This is a genomic window from Flavobacterium panacagri (assembly GCF_030378165.1).
Lineage (GTDB): Bacteria > Bacteroidota > Bacteroidia > Flavobacteriales > Flavobacteriaceae > Flavobacterium > Flavobacterium panacagri.
The window spans coordinates 4,759,224-4,783,680 of sequence record NZ_CP119766.1; the positions used below are offsets into that span (position 1 = coordinate 4,759,224).

Sequence of the window (24,457 nt, forward strand, 5' to 3'; positions counted from 1 at the left end):
AATTGAATCAGGTCAGTGCTTAAATCATGAAAATAAATTTCATCAGATCAGAATATTTTTAAAAGTAATTTCTGATTAACAAAAATTAAACTGGCACTTTTTGTAGTTTCTTTATAAAATACAATAAAAAAAAAACTGCTATTCAAAGATAATTTGTCTTCGAATAGCAGTATATTATTTTTAAAAGTAGCTTTTTAATTATTTACCTGGATTCCATCCATTAAAAACTAAATCTACCTTATATTTCTGTACCTCTTCTTTTTTTAGCTGATGTGACCAAGATACTCGCTGTGAAATTTTTTTTGCACTTGCTCCTTTACTTCCGAATTCAGCATAATAAGCCGTCTTATCTTTATCAGGAAATCGAGTATCAATCCAGGCATTCCAGCCTTCGGGAATAATATGTGAACCTAAATCTGTATTGATAAAAACGGTTTGCGCATAAGGTCTCCAAGGTCTTCCTAGAAAAACTTTATCAACCGATTTGTCTTTTGCCGTAAGCTTACAATCAATAAAAACAAAACCATAAGCCTGCCCTTGTGGAGTCGAAGCAGCGGTTATATAAGAGTTGACCAAACTTTCAATAGTACATTTATAAAAATAAGCAGTTGCAGCTCCAAAAATAAAATCGGTTGTACCATTGATCAGACAGTTTTCAAAATAGATGCGAGTTTTTTCTTCAGATAAATAAAGTGTATCCTGGTTTCCTAAAAGATTACAATTTTTTACTATAACTCTATCGCTTTTAATATGTAAAGCTACTGCCTGTCCTACTCTTCCTGCAGTATTTTCAACAGTAAGATTTTCCAATGTACAGTCATTTCCTCTAATTACAAAGGAATAAGAAGTTCCTGTTCCGAAAGTAGTTTTTCCCGATGGATCTGGTTCACGAAGCAGCTTTCCAGAATAATCATCAAATGAAATAATAGTTTTATTTCGATCTGTTCCTTTCAAAGTAATAAAGGATTTTGAAGCGGGAATTTCTAATTTCTCTACATACTTTCCTGGCTTTATAGTGATAACAACTCGCTTTTCTGAATTGTCTTTCACATTACTTATCGCTTCTTGAATAGTTTTGAAATCTCCTGAACCATCTTGCGCAACGGTTAATGCTAACTTATTATCAAGCGTCTGGGCTGATAGAGAAAGTGTTGTCATTAAAAGTAAGCTTAAAATATATTTCATATGTTTTTTGTTTTTTTGTCATTTGAACCGAAGGAAGACCCGAGCGATAGCGAACACGAGAAGCAAATCATACTAGAAACTCCGCAATCTAAATCATCTATCTTTGTCGAGTCACGTGTGTGATTTCTCCCTTCGGTCGAAATGACAAACTTTGTGGCTACTGTAAAAAATCTTTGTCAAAGTTTAAAACTTTTACAAAGATGATCTAGCTTCAAGAAAATAAAAAATCCGTTTTTAATCCACGTCTTTACGAAGTAAATCTGTTTCATCAGCGTACCATATCTAATGCGACATCCAAACCGTCATTTCTCCTTTTCCTTTATTTCCCCATGCAAAATACGGAATCAATTTTACTTGTACAGTATTTTCATTTTTAGAAGAAAGCGGTTTGTATAAGATTTTCTCCCATGAATTATTAGAATTTATTACAGCTTCAGCATCGATGCTGACTAAATTTCTATTATTTAAAGTAAAATGGTTTGTTGTAAATTTCGATTTTACATTTAAAGCCACATCATTCACACTAATTTTGGCAGGTAGTTGATCAGATTCTAAACAATATACCAAAGGGCCTCTTTTTACAGCAACCTGATTTTTAACTTCTTCCACTAACGGATTGGCTTCCATTAATTCAACTGGCATTGGCAAGTTCAATTCGATAACATCTCCTTTTTTCCATTTTTGATTCAACTCGAAATAAGTGCCCGAAAAGATTTTACCAATAATCTGTGAGTTGTTTACAAAAACTTTTGCGCCTGAACCCCATCCTGGAATTCTCAAAAGAAAAGCATAATCCTCTTTTGGAGCTTTTACAATTTTCAAGGTTATTTTTCCATCCCAAGGATAATTCGTCTGCTGTTCAATTTGCAACGCTTCTCCATTAATTGTTTTAGTATTCAAAGAATTACTTCCGTATAAATTAACAAACAAACCTTCTTTGGAAAGACTGTAAGCATAATTTCCAACTTCAGCAATAGTTCTGGTTACGTTTGGCGCACAACAGTTGGATAATGCAATATAACCTTCACGCTCATTTCCCCATCTTTGATGAAATGGTAAATCATTTGAAACGTTCAGAGGATTATTATACAAGAATTTTTCTCCTTCCAAATCCATCCCTGAAAGTACGCTATTATAAAGTGCCAGCTCTACAACATCAGCATATTTGGCATCTCCCGTAATTTGAAGCATTCTCCAGTTCCATAAAACATTTCCAATATTGGCACAGGTTTCGGTATGAGCCGTTGCATTTGGTAATTGAAAAGGTCTTCCATACGCTTGATGGATTTTCTGAACCACCGTTGGGTCATAAGAAGTTCCATCTGGCGAAACTCCATCATACAAAGAACCACAACCTCCTGTAATGTACATTTTACTATAGGTTACGTCATCCCAAATCGATTCTAGATTATCTAGTAATTTCTTTTCTCCAGTTTCAGCATATAAATCAGCTATTCCAGCGTATAAATAATTCGCTCTTACGGCATGTCCCATTGCAGTAGTCTGCTGTCTAAAAGGAATTCGATCCTGATTATCATCAGTTCCATCATTTGTAGTTCCTCTGATATCGATTAGATTATTGGCTAATTCTAAATATTTCGGGTCTTTTACAGTTCTATACATTTCGACAATTCCCATATAATGTGATGGACAAATTGCATTTCTGGCCAATTCTGGCGATGCTTTTTTGTAGAAATCATACAAGAAATCGGCAACACCTTTTGCTATATTTAAGAAATTTGTTTTTCCCGTGGCACGATAATGAATACAGGCTGCAGTCATTAAATGCCCCATATTATATTTTTCGAAACCCAACTGTTTTTTAACTTCCTCTGGGCCTAAAGTTCCCCAGCGTTCGTCAATTAAAACTGGCGTATGAATATAACCATCTTTGCGCTGTACTTTAGCGAAAAGCGCAATGGCCTTATCCATTTCTGCATCGAGTTTTTTATCTTTTGTAACGGCATATGTTGCCGCCATTCCTTCAAAAATCTTGTAGAAATCACCATCATGAAATGAAGGTCCTTTAAAAGCTCCTTTGCTTAATCCTGCAGCTATTTCGAAGTTTTTGTAAGCATGCGAAATCTCATCGTTATGATACAAATCCCACATGTACGGCAAGGTATTATTGGTTTCTACATCAAATTGTTCTTTCCAAAAACCATTTGTCCATTTTACGTCTTGTAAACCTACGCTTTGTAATTTGGAATACGGACTTTCTGAATTCGCAACCAAACCTTTGTTCTGGGCAAAGATTACGGTTGAAAGAAATAAGGATGATATGATGATATTCTTTTTCATTTTGAATTAATTTTATCTGATTGATCTGCTAAATCTGCGAGAGTTTAAATTTTTCTCGCAGATTTAGCAGATTGCGCTGATTATTTTTTTTTTAAAATCCATTTTAATCTCCTAATCTGTATCCTATTTTTTTCACGCAGATTCATCAGATTTTAGCAGATATTTATGTTTTATTTTTAATAATAAAATCTGTGCAGATCTGCCTAAATCAGCCAAAATCTGCGTGAAAACTTTTTTTTATTTTACAAAGAAATTAATGGTTCTACTCATTGAATCTCCATCCGCATCTTTTACAGTAACGATGAAAGAAGCGAAACCTTTATCTGAAGCCGTAAACTGAATTTCTTTCCCTTTTAAATTGGCTTTTCCATTTTTTACTTCGGAGAAAGTATAAACCGGTTTATTTTCAAAACCTTTGAAATAATCCGCTACATTTAAAACTTTTTTATCTTTTAAATTGATAAAATAATGAGGCTGAGCCAACCAGTCTAAATAATTGTCTAACTGCGTAAATCCGTCTTTATCAGTATCTGAATTCGCATCTGAGAAATCTCCAGAAGCGGAGTTTTCATTTAAACCAAAAGCTTTTTCCCACCAGTTTGGCAAACCATCATGATCGGTGTCCCAATCTGCTGGACGAGTTTCTGAAGCAAAATTTGGCCATCCTCCAGCATCTTGTTCATTATCAATCATGCCGCCTAAACCACTTTTGCTTCCTTTGTAAGTAAAAGTTCCTTTTAAAGTTTCATTGATAATTCGGTTATCGTGTTTATCAAAAAACGGCTGATTTGCTCCTACATCCGAAAGTACATTTTTATACGCTCCTTTCGCTGATTGCGTGTTTACATAAGAAGGAAAAAATGGTTTATCTACAAAAGTTTCATATTCCACTTTTTCTCTATTGGTTACAGTCGATTTTCTGCCTTTATCTTGAGATTTCTCATCGAAATAACCCGGCATAACATTTCCATCAAAATAATAACGTTGCATTCCTTTTCCAACGCCTTCATGCTGTGCATTTAAGGCTACAAAAATTCCAGTTGAAGCACCCGGTTTATAATAATTATTGACAAAATTTACCTCGTTTGCACCACCATCAGTTGTTCTTTTCCCCCAGTTGTAAACCACATTATTAGTAATATCCAATCTTCCTGTATAAAATCCATCTCCGCTTAGACCTCCGCCAATACTCCAGTTTCTTCCGTAATTATGAGATAATAAGTTATGATGAAAACTACCTATATCGCCGCCAATTGTAGCTGCATAACCATGCATTTTACCTGCTTCATATTTATCATGTCCTGCCACATTTAACGCTTCCGAAATTAAAGTTCTCTGTAAAGTAATATGATGTGCACCACGTGAACTAAACGATTCATCGATCGTCCAGCTTATTGAACAATGATCAATTATACTATAATCTGCACCTGTTAATCCCATTCCGTCAAAAGTAGTTCCGCCTCCGATTCTCACTTTTAGAAAACGAATTACTCCATCATTTCCTGTCAATCCAATTGGCGCTCTGCTAATCGTAATTCCTTCGCCTGGTGCTGTTTGTCCCGCAATAGTAATATATGGCTGATTTGCTACTAATCTTGATGCCAGTTTTATATTTCCTGAGACATTGAAAACAATGGTTCTTGGTCCAATTTCCTGATTGATCGCATCACGTAAACTTCCTGGTCCGTCATCATTTAAATTGGTTACTTCAATTACTTTTCCGCCACGTCCACCAACAGCATAACGACCGTAGCCTTCTGCACCTGGAAAAGCCAATTGTGCAGGTTTAAACGACCAAACGTTTCCTAAAGTCACTTCGCCATTATTATCCACTTCATCGACTCTCCAATAGTAAGTTGTTCCACTGTATAAATCAGAAACTGTAAAAGATTTCTCCGTTAGTTTTCCTTTAAATTCTTTTGAAGCTTCTGTTGCATTTTCTACCGCATTTTTATCTTCTCCAAAATATATTTTATGAGAAGCCACATTTTTTACAGCGTCCCATTTTAAAGTTAAAGTTTTCCCCACTTCAACATGTTCATCTCTATTTTTTGGTTGTGGAGTACGAGCCTGATTCATCAAATTTGGCGTATCAATTTCAAAACCGTTGATTACAATTTGTTTTACAATTTCAGGAGTGGAAGTCGGATCAATATCAAAACGAACAATTACATCTTTTCCTTTTTCTGCATTAAAGGAAATATACGCCATCGAAGCATCAACTTTAGCATTGGCTCTTTGGCTTGCATTTACCGTTTCTTGAAGTTTTCCGTTTACATATATTTTTATTGGAGAAAAAGTTTTTCCCGTAATTACATCAAAAGCATTATGAAAAGTCAAAAGTGTATGTTTTCCAGCTTTCAGTCCGCTGATTTTTAGTTCTAGATTTTCAGCCGTAACCAAACCGTCGCTTCCTAATTTGTTATAATGTGGAGCACTCATTCCTACTTTATACCATTTTGAAGTAAAGTTTCCTTTTAATTTAAAACTTACTCCATTAAAAGTTTTCTGGTCTTCTTTTCCTTCATTAATTACCCACGAATCATAACTCGGATCATGAACTTCTTCCAACCTTCTTTGAAAAAAATCAAAGTCAACTTTTACAATTTGTTTATCAGTATTTTGAACTGATTGTGCTTGTCCGTTTGCTGTCAAAAGCATTGCCAATGCAAAAGAACACACTAATTTCTTTATCATTTTTGTTTAATTTAATTTCTTTTTTTCTGCCTCAGATTTCCCTAACAGATTTATAATGTCTTTTTTTCGTTCTTCCGGAATTACTTTTAAAACCTTCAATTCTCCATTTAAGAGTTCGGCTTCAATTGTAGTATTTTGTTTGGCATGTAATTTAAAATGAACGTTCCATTCTTTTGGCCAGGCTGGAAAAAGATAAATCTTTCCGTCTGTTTCCTGCAAAAGCATTTCCTGCATGCCAATCATCCCCGATCCGCCCCAATTATGATCTGGCACCCAGTCAAATCCTGGTCCCCAGAAAGCTGGAAAACGTCTATCCGAATTCGCCATTTTTAGTGTATTGTATTTCATCGCTTCTTCCGTCAAACCCAAACACGCCGAGAAAATATTATCTTGCTTCCATCCTACGTGGCTTCTGAATTTTAAAGCATCTAAATCGTATTTCCATGTATTTAAAGCGGTTTCTAAATCAGGTTTTCCAATGCCGTAAATTCCCCACGGATAAACAGGATACAATTGCGGAACTTCCGAATTATTAACCCTTTCCCAAGTTTTAGCAGGAAGCAACACTTTATGATTTTCAATCTGTCCAAAATTCAAAGGCGGAATTCTAGTTTGGAAAGTTTTTAAATATTCTGAATCTTCTTTGGACAATTGATTTCCCGAAAGGTTTAAAAGACTTTCTGTAATTACCTGTAAAGCCGAAATTGTACTATTGGCATTATTTGCCATTTTATAAGTTTCTGCTCCTGAACCCGGAAAAAGAATTAATTTTCCGTTTCCATCCAAAGCTTTTCTGCCTCTTTGTTTGGCTAAATATTGATAATGTTCATCAAAAAACCGAAGACAGCTTATAATAAATTGATTGTATTTCTGAATGTCTTTTCCCGCATATTCCTTTTGCTGCAACATCATTTGGCAGAATTCAAAAACCGTATCCCATTCGTATTCCAGCCATGCATTGTATTCCATTCCTGGATCGTAGTCTGCGGGACGTTTCCATTCGTATTCTGCTGGATTTGGAAGTCCAAAATTTTCTAATTGTTCGGTGAATGATGCTCCGTTGTGATTCCAATACACTTTTGAACGCAATTCAGCATTTTTTTGAAGACTGATGTAATAATCCAATTGTGATTTCATCATATCAAAATCACCGCTTTTTACCATCGGAAAATAAACCAATCGTTGGTTTTGAGCTGTCATTGTTCCGCCACCCCAATTTCTGAAATCGGGTGTAAAATCCAGATCTTTATTGGTGTGAACAGGATCAACTGTAAAAAGTCCGCCGTTGAATTTCGTTGGATATTTTCCATACGCATTGCAACCCAGCATATATCGAAACAACTGATAATTCTGTCCAATTTGATAGACTGAATCTTTCTCAATCGATTGATTTTTTTGTGTAAAAATAAAACTGCGGTTCCAGAAAGTATTCCACCATTTTTGAGTGTTTTTTTCGGCTTGTTTAGCTGTACTTTTATTTGCAGAAACCAAACTTTTCAATCCGTTATCCCAAGTAGAAAAATCAGATTGATTGGTGTTTAAATAAATTTCTAAAGACCATTTTTTGGAAGGTTTTATACTTGATAAATTAAAGCCTTTAAAATCGGTAGATTGGTATTTTCCAAGATATGTTCCGTCTGGTTTTAAGTTATCACCTTTCATGAATCCACCGAAAGTCAAATTCGCAATCGGGTTCAACATTTGATCTTTTACCGATTCCATTTTTTGTTGTTTTACCGCTACGTCAAAAACAGTATTTTCTCTGTTTCTATGATAAAATTTGATTCCGTTATTTTCAAAAGAAATAGAATCTTTATACGTAATAAGTTCTCCCTGAGGAGCCCATTTATAAGAATTGGCATTATTTTCTTTTCCTTTTGGATAACGATTTTGATAACGCCAGCTTTCGTAAGAAGCTGTCATTTTTAATGGGTTCTTACTTTCTAAATCAACATGAATAATCGGTTTAAAAACATCTACCCAAAGTTTGATTTTAGTTTCATTCTGCCCAACTAAAACATATCCATCTTTTAGTTTTAATTCCTGATGAAAACCTTCTTTTCCTACGAATGGATTAGGAGTTAAAGTCACTTTTACACGACCTAATTTCAATAAAGTATTATGCTCATCAAAAGTGCCGCTTCGTGAAAAATAGAAATACAAATCGCCTTTCTCTACCCAAACATTCATACCAATATCACCGCCACCCAAAGGCATAGACTCTGATGAATTATTGCTTTGCGTTGTCCAGATTTGATTATAATTATGGAGCGCAGGTATTTGCGCTTTAAGGCAAAGCGTGGTAAGGAAAAGTATTATCAGTAATTTATTTCTCATCGTTTTCTTTCCTGCAAGGTTTTGAAAACCTTGTAGGTATATTTTTTTATTTTCTCTCGCAGATTTAGCAGATCTTGGAGATTTATTCTCATTTTTTGTTATTTCGACTGAAAGGAGAAATCACACTAGAAACTCCGCAACGATAGTCACCAATCTTTGTCGAGTTACTTGCGGAGATCCCTCGTTCCTCGGGATGACAAACTAGACGTTAAACTCATAATTCAAACACCTACAAGGTTCTGAAAACCTTACAGGAGCGTCCGTATATTACCATTCGTCTGTTCTAAACGAAGAAACTGGCAAACCTCCGCCACTAAACAATTCCGCTTTAGCGAAATCTTTCCATAAATAACGAACTGCCACTGGATTTTTTACTTTATCAGAAGTCAAAACCACTGATTTTCTTCTTACAGCCGTTTTCGCTGGATAAAAAACTTTGTCTTCTCCTGCTATTTCAAAACCAGTTACTTCTTTATCATAAGATGTAATTCCGTTATTAACATCATCAAAAGAAACGGTTACCGCGCCATCTTTTATTTCCATCGATTTATATTTCGGACTTTCGTATTCAAAACCTTCAATTCCATAAGTTCTTGCCAAAGCCTGAAAAGCCAGACGATTCCCGCCTTTTTCTTTATCCATTGGGTGAATACTGTTCTCTTCCCCAACATCCATTAAAACCGCCATTGCTGAATTAGGAATTTCCTTTGAAGCCTTAAACTGTGCCTCTCTCAAATAAGCCGAATTATATTTTTCCTGATAATCTTTTGGATGAAATGAAGCATAATTAAACGGTGCAATCTGAGCGAAGTAAAAAGGAAAATCTCCCTGATTCCACAACGTTCTCCAACTGCTGACCATTTTCTTCATTAAAGCAGTATATTCAGAAGCTCTTTCGTAATTCGATTCCCCTTGATACCAGATACAGCCTTTAATTCCGTAACCAATTACAGGCGATAGCATTCCGTTAAATAAAGTTGTTGGCACACGATTTGGATCTTTTGCCAATTCTTCTTTCGTCGTCGGAATTTTAGCGCTGGCAAAATCTTTCAGCATTTCTTTGTTCATCCAAGCTTCCATGCTCGAACCCCCATACGATACATGAATTAATCCCACAGGAACGTTTAAAACTTCTTGCAAAAGCGATCCAAAATACCAAGCTGTTGCACTAAATTTGGATGTTGATTTTGGAGAAGCTTCTTCCCATTTCCCTTCGAAATCTTGCAAAGGTTCTAAAACCGTTGCTCTTGGAATCGTAATTAAACGAATATTTTTATTGGTCGATCTTACAATAATTTCATTTCCGTTTTTTACTGGCTGTCCTTGAAATCCTTTCAAAGGCATTTCCATATTTGACTGTCCTGAACAAAGCCAAACTTCTCCCAATAAAACATTTTTGATGGTTACTTTTTCGTTTCCTTCTGAAACTTCAATTGTGTATGGTCCACCAAAGGAAACCGTTTTTAATTCTGTTTTCCATTTACCTGAAGCGTCTGCTTTTACTTTATAAGTTTTAGAATCCCACGAAGTTTTGATTACAATGTTGGCGTTCTTTTCTGCCCAGCCCCAAATTGGTGCGTTTGATTTTTGCTGTAACATCATGTTATCAGTAAACAATGCTGGGAGCTTGATTTTTGCATTGATTTGAAAACTAACTAAAATCGCTACTAGTACAATAATTGATCTTTTCATTTTTTTTATTTTTTTGCCACAGATTAAAGAATTAAAAAGGATTATTAATCTCTTGAAATTCTTTAATCTATTGATGTTTTTCTTTTCAATTGCCTCCAGCTTTAGCTGGAGGTGTATTAAATATTTATTTTCAATGGGCTTTAGCCAAACTAACTTTTTGGCTAAAGCCCTGTTGTGTATTCTTCTTAACCTCCAGCTAAAGCTGGAGGCAACTAACTTCTTTCTTTGTTAAAAAAATAATCCTTTTTAATCCTTTAATCTGTGGCTAACTTTTATTTTTCTTTTACAATACTAACTGGCCCAAATAATCCCGCTTTTAACAAAGGTTCTCCTTCTAATCTAAATGGTGCTGTTGTCCATGTTAATCTTTCTTCTTTTGGCAATTTTTGATCGCCAATTAATCTATTTGCCCAAGTATTTGTGATTTTTATTTCTATTGAATTTTTTCCTTTTTGTAAAGCTTTTGAAATATCTGTTTTGAAAGGGAAAGTCCAGAGTGTTCCGCAATCTTTTCCGTTGATTTTGATTTCAGCAATATTTGAGATTTCACCTAAATCCAGCCAGATTTTATTGGAATCTTTTCCTTTCCAGACAAACTCTTTTTTATAAACTACAGTTCCCGAATAATACTTAATTTGGTCATTTTCAGAAGTACTCCAATCAAAAAGTTTGTTTGTTTTTACAACCTCTTTTGGGCCTTTAAATTCAGGATCAAACTGCAATTCCCAGTTTTCATCTAAAGTCTGAACTTTCTCCAATTCAGAAGATTTTCCGTGTGCTACAACTTCTTTCGTTCCTCCTTTAAAAATCACAAAACCAGATTCGTTGGCGTCTAAAGCTATCGAAACAATTGTTCTTCCATTTTCTATTTTCCAATTGGCTAAAGCAGAAGTTTGATTTGTTACTGGATTGTACCATTCTGCTACTTTTCCTGAAATTCTAAAGGACGCCTCGAAAGAACGTTTTTCTGCTTTTTGATTGGAAATGAAATAAATATCTTCCGTCTCCGATTTACGATGCGCCCAAGCCAATGTTTCGGCTTCAGAACGCTTTAAATTAGGAAAATAAATATCCTGAGTAATTCCGATGGAAGCAAAATCATTTCCTAAATACGGCAATTTAACAACCGTTCCTTTTCCTATTTTCCATGTTGATGAATTGGCATTATTCCAAATTTCATCAATTATATCCTGCCATTTCTTTTGATCGGCTTCTGATTGAATTCCCGGCTGAAAGTTAGGTTTTTCATCCACAAAAATGGTTGCTCCGTCTTTTAGCAATTTCAGTATTTTTTCGGCAGAAGCCAAAGATAAAATCTTATTTGGTGCCATTTTATGACTTCCCGGAAAGAATAAAGCGCCATATTCTATTCCGCCTTCAAATGAAATTTTTCCGTTTACCACTTTCGCACGATTGATTAAAACATCGGCATTGAAAGAATCATATTGATAGCCATTTAGCGGGTTAATCCATTGTGATAAATCGGTTATGTTTTTAGAATAGGTGACTTCTTTTGGCATTTTTGCCGTTGGCTGACCTTCATTTTCTAAACGGATTTTCTCGCTTTCCAATCTTTCTTTTCCGAAAACATTCGGAATAAAAGGAACCAAACGATCTGGAACAAAAGAACGGGAAGGAAAATCTTCGCCAATAAAAACTGCCAGATCAATTACAGGTTTTCCTTTTTGCAATTGAAACTGTACTCTTTGACAATAATCAAACCACGCTTTTCCGGGTTTCCACCAAGTTTGGTCTCTTTGAAAAAAAGTTCCGATATCGTCTAAAGTCATTCCGGGTTTTCTATCCGTCCACGGATTATGGACAAAAACGTGATAGAATAAACGGTTAATTCCTAAAGCATAATTCCGGTCTGCCGTTGTTTTTAGATTTCCGGGATGTTCGTCCCAATCCATTCGCAGAGCTGTAAAAGATTCTGCCTGAATAATATCTTTTCCGTAAATATGCCCGCCCGAAATGGCATCAACCATGTCAAAAGGTTTATCGTGGGTTGGGCTTTTCAGCCAAAATTCTCCACTTGGATAATCGACAAATTTATAGTGAAGCAAGGCATCGCTGGTTACAACTGGCGCTACATTTTCTGCACTTAATTTTATATTGTTTTCTTTGGCGATTTGCGCTACAGTTCCGTAGAAATTATCGGCAACTAAATCGGCAATAGTTTTGCGGACATCGTATAAAAATTTCTCTGAAAAATCCGTACTTTCTACTGGAATTCCAGCCATAACAGGCAGATATTCTATAATATCGTAACCACGTCTCTTTTTAAATTCAACTTGAAAAACCGAAGACCAGTTTTGGCTTCCGCACTCCCAGCTGTCAAAATGAAGGATTTCCAGCACTTTCGAAGCCAATTCTGGCCCAGCAGAACGAACGGCTTCTCCGAACCAATGATCTAACTGAAAACGAATTAATTCTGGGTTAAATTTGTCTACTTCCAACCCTTTTCCTGCTCCACCAGTTGCATTTTCATGTCCAGTCGAAGTATGTCCCATTCGGATGATTTTCCATTTTCCTTTTGGTGCTTTCCAGTTCAGATTTCCTCCCGCATCAACAAAATTGGAAATATTGATGATTTCTGATTTTTTGAATGCATCAGAATTTGGAATCTCTTTTTCTGTAGTCTGCGGAGTCAAACGCCATATTGCTCCCGATTTTCCTTCGTAATTATTAATCAGTGATTGATTCGAAAGGGTAATTTTACTCACTTTCAAATTCTGTTTCCACTTAGCAAAATCCAAATCTTCAGCCCCCGGTTCTGTTCCTTTTGGATCATACACAAATCTGAAATATTTTGCTGTAATTGGTGTAATCGTATGTGTATTGGGGAAATCCATATCCTGCCAACCGTGACGCGGTACAATCATTCTTTCGTGAAATCTAAAATTGACTCCATCATCACTCACTTCTACAATCAGACGCTGTGCCTGAAAATCTCTTCCTTTTGTTTCAATAACAATAGATTTACAGGTAAAAGGCTGTGCAAATTCGTACTGAATCCAACCTGCATCGGCAAACTTGAAATTCTCGTCTTTCTTAGGATCAGCCAAAAACGATGCATCGGTATTGTTTGATGTGGTAACTTTTGGCAGTTGCATCTGCGAAGTAATTTGGTATTCTTTTATCGGAATAGCAAAAGTGGCAATGTCTTTATAATATTCTTTGTAATGTGCTGAAACTGGTAGTTTTAAACCCACTTTTTTTCCACCTAAAATTTCAGTTGTTGACCAGACTACTTTTTGCATCGACATTTCTGGCGTAATCCACGGCCCGCCTGCAACGGCAAATCCATCGGCTCCGTGAAAAGCCAGTTTCAAACCTAAACGATCAGCTTCTTTAAAAGCCCACTGAATCATATCCCAAAATTCAGGCGTCAACTGTAAAACTGGCGGATCTATCAAAGGTGGGTTTGCTGGGCCTTTAATGGTCATTAAATAAGCTCCCGCAATTCCTGCTTGTTTCATCGCTTCTAAATCGGCTGTAATTCCGGGTTTAGAATACGCCGATTTCATCCAATACCAATACACCCAAGGTCTTGAGGATTCTAATGTTGGCTGAAAAGATTCTTTTTTATGGATTTCCTGTGCAGAGACGAAACTTGCTAAAAGGAGGATAAAAAAGAGGTATTTTTTTTTAAACATTATTCTTTGTTTTTTTTGATAATCTGTTTTATCTGTCAAATCTGCGGGAAAAATTTACTCTCGCAGATTTGACTGATTTGGCAGATTTTTTACTTTTTTTTCGTCTTTTTTGTCATTTCGACGTAAGGAGAAATCTTCGTGAGTAGCTCCTCATGGTGGATCACCTTTGTAGAGTTTCTTGCGAAGATTTCTCGTCCCTCGAAATGACAAACTGTACCTTAAACTTTTAGTTCTTAATTTTAAAATTATCAATTATCAATTATCAATTATCAATTATCAATTACTAATATTTAAATTTCTTCAAACTATTTTCCAATTCATTTTTTGAACCACTGAAAGGCGTCAAATAAAAACTGTACTCATAATTTCCAGACTTAATCTGATATTGTTCCAATGGCTGAGCTACAATCGTCCAGCTATCATTTCCTCCTACTCCCATTTGGATTAAATCGATGTTTAAAGTCAGGAATCCTGGATCTTTCAAATCGTATGTATGACCAGATGAACTCAAGTTTTCTTGTGTATATGGCCAGGCGCTCATGCTTAAGACTTTAGTATCATTTACTACTAAAAATCCGTTGTTTTTCTGCAGAGTGCTTAATGCCATCCATCTTACATCACATCGGTTTCCGTTTTCCTGTGGTTTTGGATAATGTTCGATAAAATCATTTATTGGAAGCGAATATTTCCCAACAAACGAACCGAAACTTCTGTCGCTGTAGTTTTCCAGTTCCCCTTTTCCATACCACGAAATCTGATCGAATTTTCTCTGAACTCCCATCTGCATTCCGATTTTTGGAATGTTTGGCAGTTTGTTTGAAGCTTTTAAACTGTAATCAACTTTTATTAATCCGTTTGGTAAAATGCTGTAGATTACTTTTACACTTGCGCTGTCTTTTATGACTTCGTAATCGCTTGTAATTTTGATTTCTGAAGCTGATTTATCAATTGAAATGTTGACCAATTTTGGTTTTGCTTTATACCATTGTTTCAACAACTTTTGCGATTTCCATCCGCGTTTGTCGTTGTCTGTAAGCGGTCTTACGAAATTTGGTAAAAGCGATGCAAAAACTTGTTCTTCTCCGTTAAAAATATAAGAACTTAAAGCTCCGTTTGTTTTTCCAATTGTAATATCAAAAGCTTTTCCTTTGATTTTGAAATCTGAATCTGATTCAGAAACGTTCAGCGTTTCTTTTTTAGATTCTGGAGAAACAGCTTCTTTCTTTTTTAATATGAACTGATCTTCCGCTACAGCGTAACCTTTTGAAGCCCATAATTCATCTTTTGAAAGCTGGAATTCTATATTTAAAATATATTCGGCATCGGCTTTCATTTTTGGAAGATACGGACTCACATCTAAAGTTGTTGATTGTCCTGCTTCTACTTTAAATGGTTTTAAAATCTGAGTTTTGATTACGTTTCCATTTTCCAACACTTTTAAAACCGGAATATAAACTTCTAAAGATTTAACGGCCTGACGATTTTTGATTTCTAACTGATTTCCGTTTAAAGTCGAAATCGCTGGCTGATACACCCATTTATTCTCAAAAATAGAACCTTTTGGTTTTCCGTTAGAATCTACAATTCCTTTGGTATTGAAGTTACCGTCGTGGTATTTTTCGCCAAAATCTCCTCCGTGAGCAAAATAATTCTGACCTGATCTGGAATCAAATTTTACGATTCCCTGATCCTTAAATTCCCATATACAACCTCCAATAACTCGTGGAAGTGAACGAAATTCATCCCATAATTCTTTTAAATTTCCAACTGAATTTCCCATAGCATGAGAATATTCAACGAAAATAATTGGACGAGTATCTTTCTTTTGATCTACTAAAAATTTAGGTGTGAAAACGCCCGGATAAAAACGGCTTACCATATCGACATACGAATCATCCTGCGGGTTTTCGAAACGATAAGCATGATCGATTGTTTTTGGATATCCTGGATCAAGCGGATCAATATATCCGTCTAATTTGGCATTTCCCTGCGCTGGTTCGTAATGAACTGGACGTGTAATATCGAAATCGTGAACCCAGCCCGACATTGCAGCATGATTTGGGCCTTTTCCGCCTTCGTTTCCTAAACTCCACATTACAACCGATGGATGGTTTTTATCTCTTTCGACCATTCGAATCATTCTTTCCATATAAGCATTTGTCCAAAGTGGATCATTGCTTAATTTCCCTCCAATTCCGTGTGTTTCCTGATTGGCTTCATCCATAACCATGATTCCGTATTGATCGCATAATTCGTAGAAATATGGATCGTTTGGATAATGGCTTGTACGTATAAAGTTGAAATTGAACTTTTTAATAGTAGTAATATCTTGCTTGATATCTTCTCTAGTAACCGCTTTTCCTCTTGTCGGATGATGATCGTGACGGTTTACGCCATACACATAGGTTTCTTTTCCGTTAATGAGCATTTTGCCATTCTCTTTCGAAAATTCAATCGAACGGAAACCTATTTTACAGCTTTTCGCTTCCGTAACATTGCCGTTTTTATCTTTTATGGAAATGACCATCGTATATAAATTCGGCTCTTCTGAACTCCATTTTTTTGGATTTTTTATGGTTTCTTGAAAGAATCCAAAGCGGACATTATCCAAACGAGGATAACTTTCGTTTATTAAATCAATTACAGGTCTTTGAAGCGGTTCTTTGAACATTGCCGTATTATTGGCATCGTACAACTGAACATTCATGATATAATCTTTGATTTTTGCTCCTGTCAAATTCTCCACTTTCGGACGAAGTTTAAAAATCGCGTCTGTATATTGTTTATCTAATTTGGTTTGAACAAAGAAATCCTGAATACGCAATTTTGGCTCGGCCATAATGAAAACTTCACGCTGGATTCCGCTCATACGCCAGTGATCCTGATCTTCTAAATAAGAACCATCTGTCCAACGAATTACACGAACCGAAACTACATTTTCTCCTGCTTTTAAATAAGGTGTAATATCAAATTCTGATGGTGAAAAACTGTCTTCGCCATACCCTAAAAATTCTCCGTTTAACCAAACTTCAAAACCTGAACTTACGGCTCCAAAATGTAAAGTCACAGTCATATCTTTCCAATTTTCCGGAACAGTAAAACTGCGTTGGTAAGAACCAACTCCATTATAATCTTTAGGAATATAAGGCGGATTTATTGGTCGAAATGGATAAACTGCACTTTTGTAAATTGGATTATCGTACCCTTTCATTTCCCAGTTTGAAGGCACTTCGATTTTATCCCAGCCTGAAACAGTATTTTTATAGAAATCTTTTGATGCTTCTTTTAGATTTACTGCATATTTAAAATCCCAATCGCCGTTTAGCATTTGGATTCGGCTTTTAGTTCTGTCGCCTTTTAGTGCGTCTTCAACAGAAGTGTATGAATATGAAGTTGCTCTTGATGGCTGTCTGTTGATGCTTGTAATTGTTGGATCTTCCCACGGAGCAAATTCGTATTTTTTGTGAAGTTCTGGAATTCCCGCTGGTTCTCCCGTTACGGATTGGGCGTTTATTCCGTAAGATGTGAATAGTAAAATGTAAAATGTATACGTCAAAAATCGTAATCTGGAAAATGGATTATTGTATTTTGATTTTGATGTAAACATTGGTTTTATATTATTGTTCATTATTATTTTGATTCAATTGTCCCTATGGGACAAAATTTTCTATGCGCTATTTTTTTTCTACCGACGAGAGCCTCCTAACGGAGTCATTTCAGTTGGGAGTATTAAGGTATTTCATAACTCATAACTCATAACTATTTCTTCTTCTTTTTCTCCGGCGGAGCTACAAAATTCAATTTGCTTTTTCCTAAATCTTTAGATGTTGCGATTGCAATTCCTCTTTGTTCTGCTTTGTTAACGGCACAATAAAAATGATAAACAACGCCATCATGTTTTACAACAAATGACTTATGCGCAAACATATCATCATAAGGTTCAGAAGATTTAACTAAATCGTCTCCTTTCCAGTCGGTCCAGTTTACTAAATCATTCGAAACGGCAAAACGGTTAAATGCACCTTGATCCCAGCCTGTCCAAAAGGCTCCAAAATAAAACATTACCCAAGTATCATTAATACGCTGAATATAAGCATCTCCCGAAATTCCTTTATGATGATTGATTAAAGGTTTATCGCCATAACGTTTCCAAGTTTTCATATCATTTGATACTGCCATAGCAATACGCTCAGCACCTTTAGCAGGATTGATACTATCGCCTCTGGCATTGTAATACATGATAAAATTGTGTCCTGTCACTTTATCTTTATCCCGAATCACACTGTTTTTGTACATCGTACTATTATCCCACCATCTGGCGTCTTTGTCTTTTGGTGTTAAAACCGGATTTTCTAATCTTTGGAATTCGTGTGGTTTTGTTGGTGCTTCTTTAGTGTAGGCCATTCCGATTGATAAAACGCCTGCTTCGTAACCTTTACTGTCACCGCCAAAATAACTCATCCAATATTTGTCATCATATTTTTGCCATTCGTAGCTTCCGCCCCAAGTTAGATCTTGCAACGAAATATATCCTGCTTTTTGGTTGACATCCCAATGTTTTTCATTTTCTGAGAATGACATTACTTTTCCTAAATATTGCCAATCTAATAGATTGTCGCTTTCTGCTAACCAAGTTTCATAACCTCTTCCGTCGTAAATTAAATACGTCATATACCATTTTCCATCTTTTCTAAATACACTCGGACAATCCATTTTGTATGAGTTGTCGGTAGGAACCATTACCAAACCGTATTTGTAAGGCGTTTTGATTTCTTCGTAAATCTCCTGCATTACGCTTTCGGTAATTTCTCTTTTCTTGTATTTGGTTGCACAACTGGTTATAGCAAGCGCTGAAATGGTTAAGATTAGGTATTTAATTTTCATTTTTATGTTTTTTTTTGCCACGAAGGCGCAAAGGCTCTAAGTTTTTTGTTTTGGAATGATTTAATCTCGCAAAGTCGCAGAGTCGCAAAGTTTCTATACTCTATTTTCTATATTCTAAAATCTTGCTTCTTGCATCTTTCTTCTTATTTCTTCAACTCTTTTAATTTAGAATCCATGACGTCTTTGTTCAGTTTTACTTTTACCATTCCTGTTGGATGAAATCTTCTTTTCAAATCGATTGCATTATATACTATGGTATAAACGTCATTTCCTTCTGGAATTAAACAAAGTGGCGTTCTCATAATATCCCACCATTTATCTACTTTAGTTTCTATTGGTAAATAATGTGCTTCTGCCCAATTAACGCCGTCTGCTGATAATGAATAGGCAATCATGTTTGGTAAATGATGTCCCCAGCCGTCTGGACCTCCGTCGAAAATCGCGATGTACAGACCGTTTGGTAATTGACTTACAATTGGGTTTTCTACGAATAACGGATGCATGGTTTTAATTGGTTCCAAACCTTTGTTCATTCTCAACCAAGGGCCTTCTAAACTTTTGGATTCGGCTAGAGCCACAAACCAGCCTTTTCCTGATTTTTTCGGATAATCTGCCCATGAATTGAACGGATACGCACCGCTATAAAATCCGAAATATTTATCGCCTACTTTATACGGAAAAAATGAAGCAACTCCTTGACGTCCTTCCCAAGGCTGAGAATCTAATCCTGGTTCCATAATGATTCCCATATCTTTATACGGTCCGCCAATTCCATTGATTCCATCTACTGTCGATTCGCAACGCCAGATTCTTCCGAAAGAATGATTTGGTTCTATTTCTTTACTAACAGTATAAGCCAAGTAATAGCCGTACCATTTGTTTGCTTTTTCATTAAAAACAGGCATATACGACCAAATCGCAGCACGACGGTCATTCATTGGGTTATCATCTTCGGTAACCGCATAAACACCACTTGCTTGGTAAATTGTAGATTCTCTTTTCCAATGGATTGCATCTTTACTTGTCCAATGTCCAATTTTGGTTTTTACACGATCATAATAATAATCTACACCTTTTTCTCCTGCTCTTTCAGTTGGAAACATATGATAGGTATCACCCACTTTTACCACACGTCCACCTTCAAAACCGCCTTGGATTTCTTCTGTTCCAGACATTCCTTCATCAATAACTGGCTTGTTTTCTCCGCCTATGATTTCAAAAAGTGGTTTTTCATCTGAGAATCCTTCAACGATAAAAGTTGGATTCCAAAGTTTTCCGTCTGGTAATTTGGCATCTCTTGCATTCAATTGCTGATTGATTTTCAAAACTCCCAAAACAGCAAATAATCCTTTTTGATTTGGTAAAATGCTATGAGTTCCTTTTCCGTAAGGAATTGCATAAACACTTACTGGTGGTAAACCTGTAATTGTAACACCATTTTCTAGAATTTCATTATTGTTCCCAATTTGATTCGCTTGAAGGTATTCAGCATTTTTATCCTGAAAAACACCAATTAAAACAGTTACTGGTTCTTTAAATTTTAATTGTAATGGAGCATTGGTTCCGTTTTTATATTTATCTAAAGGAAGTTCCACGCCTGTTAAACCTTGTAATTCCGGAGCTAAATGAACAATATTGTGTTTGCTTCCTGAAAAAACATGAGCGAATTGTCTAGTTTTGAACGTTTTGTAATTGGATTTTACAATTTCAAATGATGCTGGTTTCCATGAGGTGTTTTGTGCTGTGGCTTGGATGCAGACAGCGAACAGCATTAGGAAAGCAGTTTTTAATTTGAAGTTGTAATTTGTATTTTTTGAAAACATTGGTATTATTTTTTTGCTTATATTTTTCTGATACATTTCTTCAATCTTGTCATTTCGACGAAGGAGAAATCTTCGTTTGCTGAGCACGCTTTGCAGATCAATCTTTGCGGAGATTTCTCCTTCGTCGAAATGACAAAACTGACGTGACAATCTTTGTGTTTACGAGTGTGATTCCTCGTTCCTCAGAATGACAAACTCGACGTTATAAACTATACACTAAGTACTAATTACTAAGGACTAATCACTAAGAACTATAGAGCCTTATAACTCACTTTATACTCCACATTTGGTTTTACAATCAATTGATATTTATTCTTTGCTAATTCTGTAATTGTTCCAGAGTTTGTTTTAGGTTTGCTGGCACTTTCAATAATCAATTTTCCTTCTCCTTCTCCTGCTTTTACTTTGATTTCTTTGGTACTGCAAAACACCGCAACTTCTCCATTCGGTGTTGGCACTTTTCCTTCCATCCATTTTAAACCTCCTAAATTTGGTTTAATTTCATATTGGGAATAACCTGGAGCAGTTGGTTTTACACCCAAATAATATTTTCCTAATAAGTAAATCGGACTTGCTCCCCAAGCGTGGCAAAGGCTTTTTCCGTAAGGGCGACCGTACATCGTTAAATGCTCCGTTCCTTTTTTGTTCGGATTGTATTCTTCCCAGAAAGAGGTTGCGCCTTCCTTCAACATTCCGCCCCAATAATCTTTCATTTCTTTTAAAACGTAGTTTTGTTCTCCCATTGCGCATAAGGCTTCCAATTCGTAGAAACGCATATATGGCGTTGTAATTTGAAGAACATCTTTATTGAGCAACACTTTATTTTTTACACTTTGTTTTTGTTCTTCAGTAAAATAATTGAAGAAAATACCAAACATATTAGCGTATCTGGTTACAATATCCTGCATTTTACCATCGATACGCTGGTGTTTCATGACGTTTTCTTTTTTATCCCAAAAGACATCAAATAATTTTGTCTTTAAATCATTTCCTAATTTTTGATATTGTTTTTGGTCTTCAGTTTTGCCTGCAATTTCAGCACTTACAGCCATAGCTTCTAAACTTCTTGCTAAAAGCATTTGCTCAAAACTAACTTCGCCTGTTTTTGGCAATCCGTCTGCCCAGTCGATGAAAACCCAATCACCTTCTAATGGCTCAAGGAATCCGTTTTTGTTTCTTCTTTCCAAACAGAAATCCATAAGTGATTTCATTCTTGGATAAAAAGTTTTGATGAATTTCGTATCGCCTGTATGTAAGTAGTAATCATAAACACCTACAAACCAATACAATGAATAATCCATAATGATATTTACGTGAGCTGTTACAGGATCTTTTCCACGAAGTGCTAACAATGTACGTTCTACAGAAGCCGAATCAAAGAATAAATAATAATTCATTAAATAACTCTGATAAGCATCACCCGACCAAACCCAGCGGTCACGTTTAATTCCGTCTATAAAAAATTCACGGGAGGTTAAATGCATTGTGTAAGCCGACACATCCCAAATTTTATTCAATTGGCCATCCGAAGATTTGAATGCGCCACGATAATCTAATGGCAAATATTCATAAAGCATCGAAATCGAATCGTATTTTATTCCTGCATCTGCTTGTACCTGAACATAGCGGAATGCTTTCGAGCCATCATGTGTGTAAGTTTCAGATTGTTTTCCATCAAAAAATAAATGATCTAACGTTTCGCATTTGGCAGAATCCAAAGCTTCTTCACGAGATTCTCCATAATACAATGCTAGTTTTCCTTTCCCTTTTAAACCATGAATCTTTATATAACCAAAAGTCTCTTTTCCAAAATCTACTAATTGACCAGCTCCTATTTTTTCTGTTTTCTTAGCGCTTAAAGGTTTCGTTGTTAGTTTAAATTCAGAAGGTTTATTTTCTGGCGAATTAAAATTCCAAGAACCAACTGGAACCCATGGCGTACCAGATTGTTGTGCTTTTCCGGTTTCATCAATCCAAAGTTTATCTTCATTAGTTACTTTCCATGAAGCATCAGATTTCACATATTGACCAGAAATATAAATAGCCGGCAACACTTCCTGATTGTAAACTTTAAAGGAAATTTTATGTTTTCCAGCAGGAACTGTAATCGATTTTGGCTGTCCGTAAATTTGAACGCCATCTAAAAGCAATTGAAAAGGGCCTTCTGAGAATATTTTCACTTCGTCTGGTTTTGGAATATCTACTTCTGTTTGAAAAGTAACCAAAGCATACGGACTGTAATATTGCCAAAGTGGAGGAAATACGGCTTCACGTTCTGTACGTCTAACCTGCATTTTATTGCTTAACCAAACTTCGAAATCTCCTGGATACCAGATCCATGTCGCTTCTTTTGGTTTTTCTTGTGCAAATGACAGCGAACAAGAAAAAAGGGCAACAAAAAGAAGTAAAGTCTTAAAAATAGAAAAGCGGTTTAGCATAGTAAGTTTATTTTGGGACTAAAGATAAGTGTTATCTTTACATTTCACAACCTGCACTATCCTGCTATCTCATAAAAAATAATACTTTTTGATAATTTTTTAAGGGAAAAATTATGGGGTATCACTTTTTTAGTATTAAAAAAAATGATGTTAGAATTTTATGGTACACGGATGAGACGGATTTACTTCGTAAAGACGCGGATGAAAACGGATTTTAATTTTTTACTCTTTTTCTGTCATTTCGACGAAGGAGAAATCACACGCGGGATTCCGCAACTTATGTCGCCAATCTTTGTAGAATTACTAGTGTGATTTCTCCTTTCAGTCGAAATTGTAAAGGTTAGATATTTCGGTAACAAAATTTAAATTTAATAAATTTTGTTACGATGAGAAATAATAGTCAAGATTGTACATTAGAGAGGAACTATTTAGAGAAATATCGTTTCTTAATAAAAGAATATGAGCAGGTAAAAAATAAAACTCATCCGCTTTATAAAAAGGCGATGGATTTTTACACAGCAAATGACACCTGCCGAAAAAGTTTCTTAAAGTATTATAATCGCTATAAACAGAGTGGAAAATCTCTGGATCTACTGCCTCAGAAGCGGGGGCCAAAATACAAAACCAGACGTCCTTTACCTTTTATAGAACAAAAAGTAATCGAATTAAGAGAAAAAGGAAACAACAAATATGAAATTGGTAGTATCTTAAATCCCAAATTAGGAAAACACACACCATCATATTCTGGAGTTTATAATATTTTAAAACGGCATAAAATAAATAGATTAACTCCGACGCTTAAAAAGAATCATCAGAAAATAATCAAGGAAAGAATGGGACAGCTGGGTCATATCGATTGTCATTATTTAAGTAAAAGCATAATTCGTGGAGAAAACAAAAAGCTCTATTTAGTCTGTGTAATTGATGATTACACCCGGATTGCCTGGGCTGAATTAGTTCCAGATATAACGAGCTTAACAGTAATGTTTGCTTCACTGAAATGCTTAAACATCTTAAGCAGCCATTATGACATAAAATTTGAAGAGATATTATCCGACAATGGTGCTGAATTTGGAATCAAAACAAGCAAAGTAAAAAGCCACCATCCTTTTGAAAGAATGCTTATTGAACTTGGGATCGTACATAGATATACAAGACCTTACCGTCCGCAGACAAACGGAAAAGTAGAGAGGTTCTGGCGCACTCTGGAAGAGGATTTATTAAGAGATACCGATTTTGATTCTCAAGATGAACTAAAAGAAGAATTATTACAATATTTATATTACTATAATCACGAAAGACCGCATCAAGGAATTGATGGAAAAAAGCCAATCGAAATGATAAATCCGTTACCGAAATAAGTAACTTTTACAGAAATGACAAAGATTGTGTTATTTTGGATAAACTAAAAGAAAAAATCCGCATCAATCCGCGTCTTTTC

General features: G+C 35.6%; 11 protein-coding genes. 1 reads left to right on the forward strand and 10 read right to left on the reverse strand.

Annotation, left to right across the window (positions count from 1 at the left end; all coding sequences use genetic code 11):
• Nucleotides 1-198 precede the first annotated feature (198 nt).
• From P2W65_RS20480 to P2W65_RS20525, 10 genes are all read right to left on the reverse strand, one after another.
• Complete coding sequence (locus tag P2W65_RS20480) at nt 199-1,185, reverse strand: pectinesterase family protein (protein WP_289660647.1); 987 nt, start codon at nt 1,183-1,185, stop codon at nt 199-201.
• Between the two features lie 282 nt (nt 1,186-1,467).
• Nucleotides 1,468-3,486 (reverse strand): aceric acid hydrolase, encoded by a 2,019-nt coding sequence (locus tag P2W65_RS20485; RefSeq protein ID WP_289660650.1) that lies wholly within the window; start codon nt 3,484-3,486, stop codon nt 1,468-1,470.
• 237 nt (nt 3,487-3,723) lie between these two features.
• Nucleotides 3,724-6,183 (reverse strand): pectate lyase family protein, encoded by a 2,460-nt coding sequence (locus P2W65_RS20490; protein ID WP_289660653.1) that lies wholly within the window; start codon nt 6,181-6,183, stop codon nt 3,724-3,726.
• A gap of 6 nt (nt 6,184-6,189) precedes the next feature.
• Entirely contained in the window at nt 6,190-8,520 is a 2,331-nt protein-coding gene (locus tag P2W65_RS20495; RefSeq protein WP_289660656.1) for a DUF5703 domain-containing protein, read from the reverse strand.
• A gap of 267 nt (nt 8,521-8,787) precedes the next feature.
• On the reverse strand, nt 8,788-10,212 hold the full coding sequence (locus tag P2W65_RS20500) for a sialate O-acetylesterase (RefSeq protein ID WP_289660659.1): 1,425 nt from the start codon (nt 10,210-10,212) through the stop codon (nt 8,788-8,790).
• A 272-nt stretch (nt 10,213-10,484) separates the two neighbouring features.
• Complete coding sequence (locus P2W65_RS20505) at nt 10,485-13,871, reverse strand: glycosyl hydrolase (RefSeq protein WP_289660662.1); 3,387 nt, start codon at nt 13,869-13,871, stop codon at nt 10,485-10,487.
• 283 nt (nt 13,872-14,154) lie between these two features.
• On the reverse strand, nt 14,155-17,499 hold the full coding sequence (locus tag P2W65_RS20510; RefSeq protein ID WP_289660665.1) for a glycoside hydrolase family 2 TIM barrel-domain containing protein: 3,345 nt from the start codon (nt 17,497-17,499) through the stop codon (nt 14,155-14,157).
• A 131-nt stretch (nt 17,500-17,630) separates the two neighbouring features.
• Nucleotides 17,631-18,755 (reverse strand): glycoside hydrolase family protein, encoded by a 1,125-nt coding sequence (locus tag P2W65_RS20515; protein WP_289660668.1) that lies wholly within the window; start codon nt 18,753-18,755, stop codon nt 17,631-17,633.
• A 143-nt stretch (nt 18,756-18,898) separates the two neighbouring features.
• Entirely contained in the window at nt 18,899-20,578 is a 1,680-nt protein-coding gene (locus P2W65_RS20520; protein ID WP_289660671.1) for a glycoside hydrolase family protein, read from the reverse strand.
• A 251-nt stretch (nt 20,579-20,829) separates the two neighbouring features.
• The gene (locus tag P2W65_RS20525; protein ID WP_289660679.1) at nt 20,830-23,016 is read right to left on the reverse strand and encodes an alpha-L-rhamnosidase-related protein; all 2,187 of its coding nucleotides are present in this window, start codon (nt 23,014-23,016) and stop codon (nt 20,830-20,832) included.
• Nucleotides 23,017-23,402: 386 nt separating this feature from the next.
• On the opposite strand from P2W65_RS20525, the gene P2W65_RS20530 reads away from it, so the two are divergent.
• Nucleotides 23,403-24,377, forward strand: a complete 975-nt coding sequence (locus tag P2W65_RS20530; RefSeq protein ID WP_289660681.1) for an integrase core domain-containing protein — start codon at nt 23,403-23,405, stop codon at nt 24,375-24,377.
• The last annotated feature ends 80 nt before the right edge of the window (nt 24,378-24,457 follow it).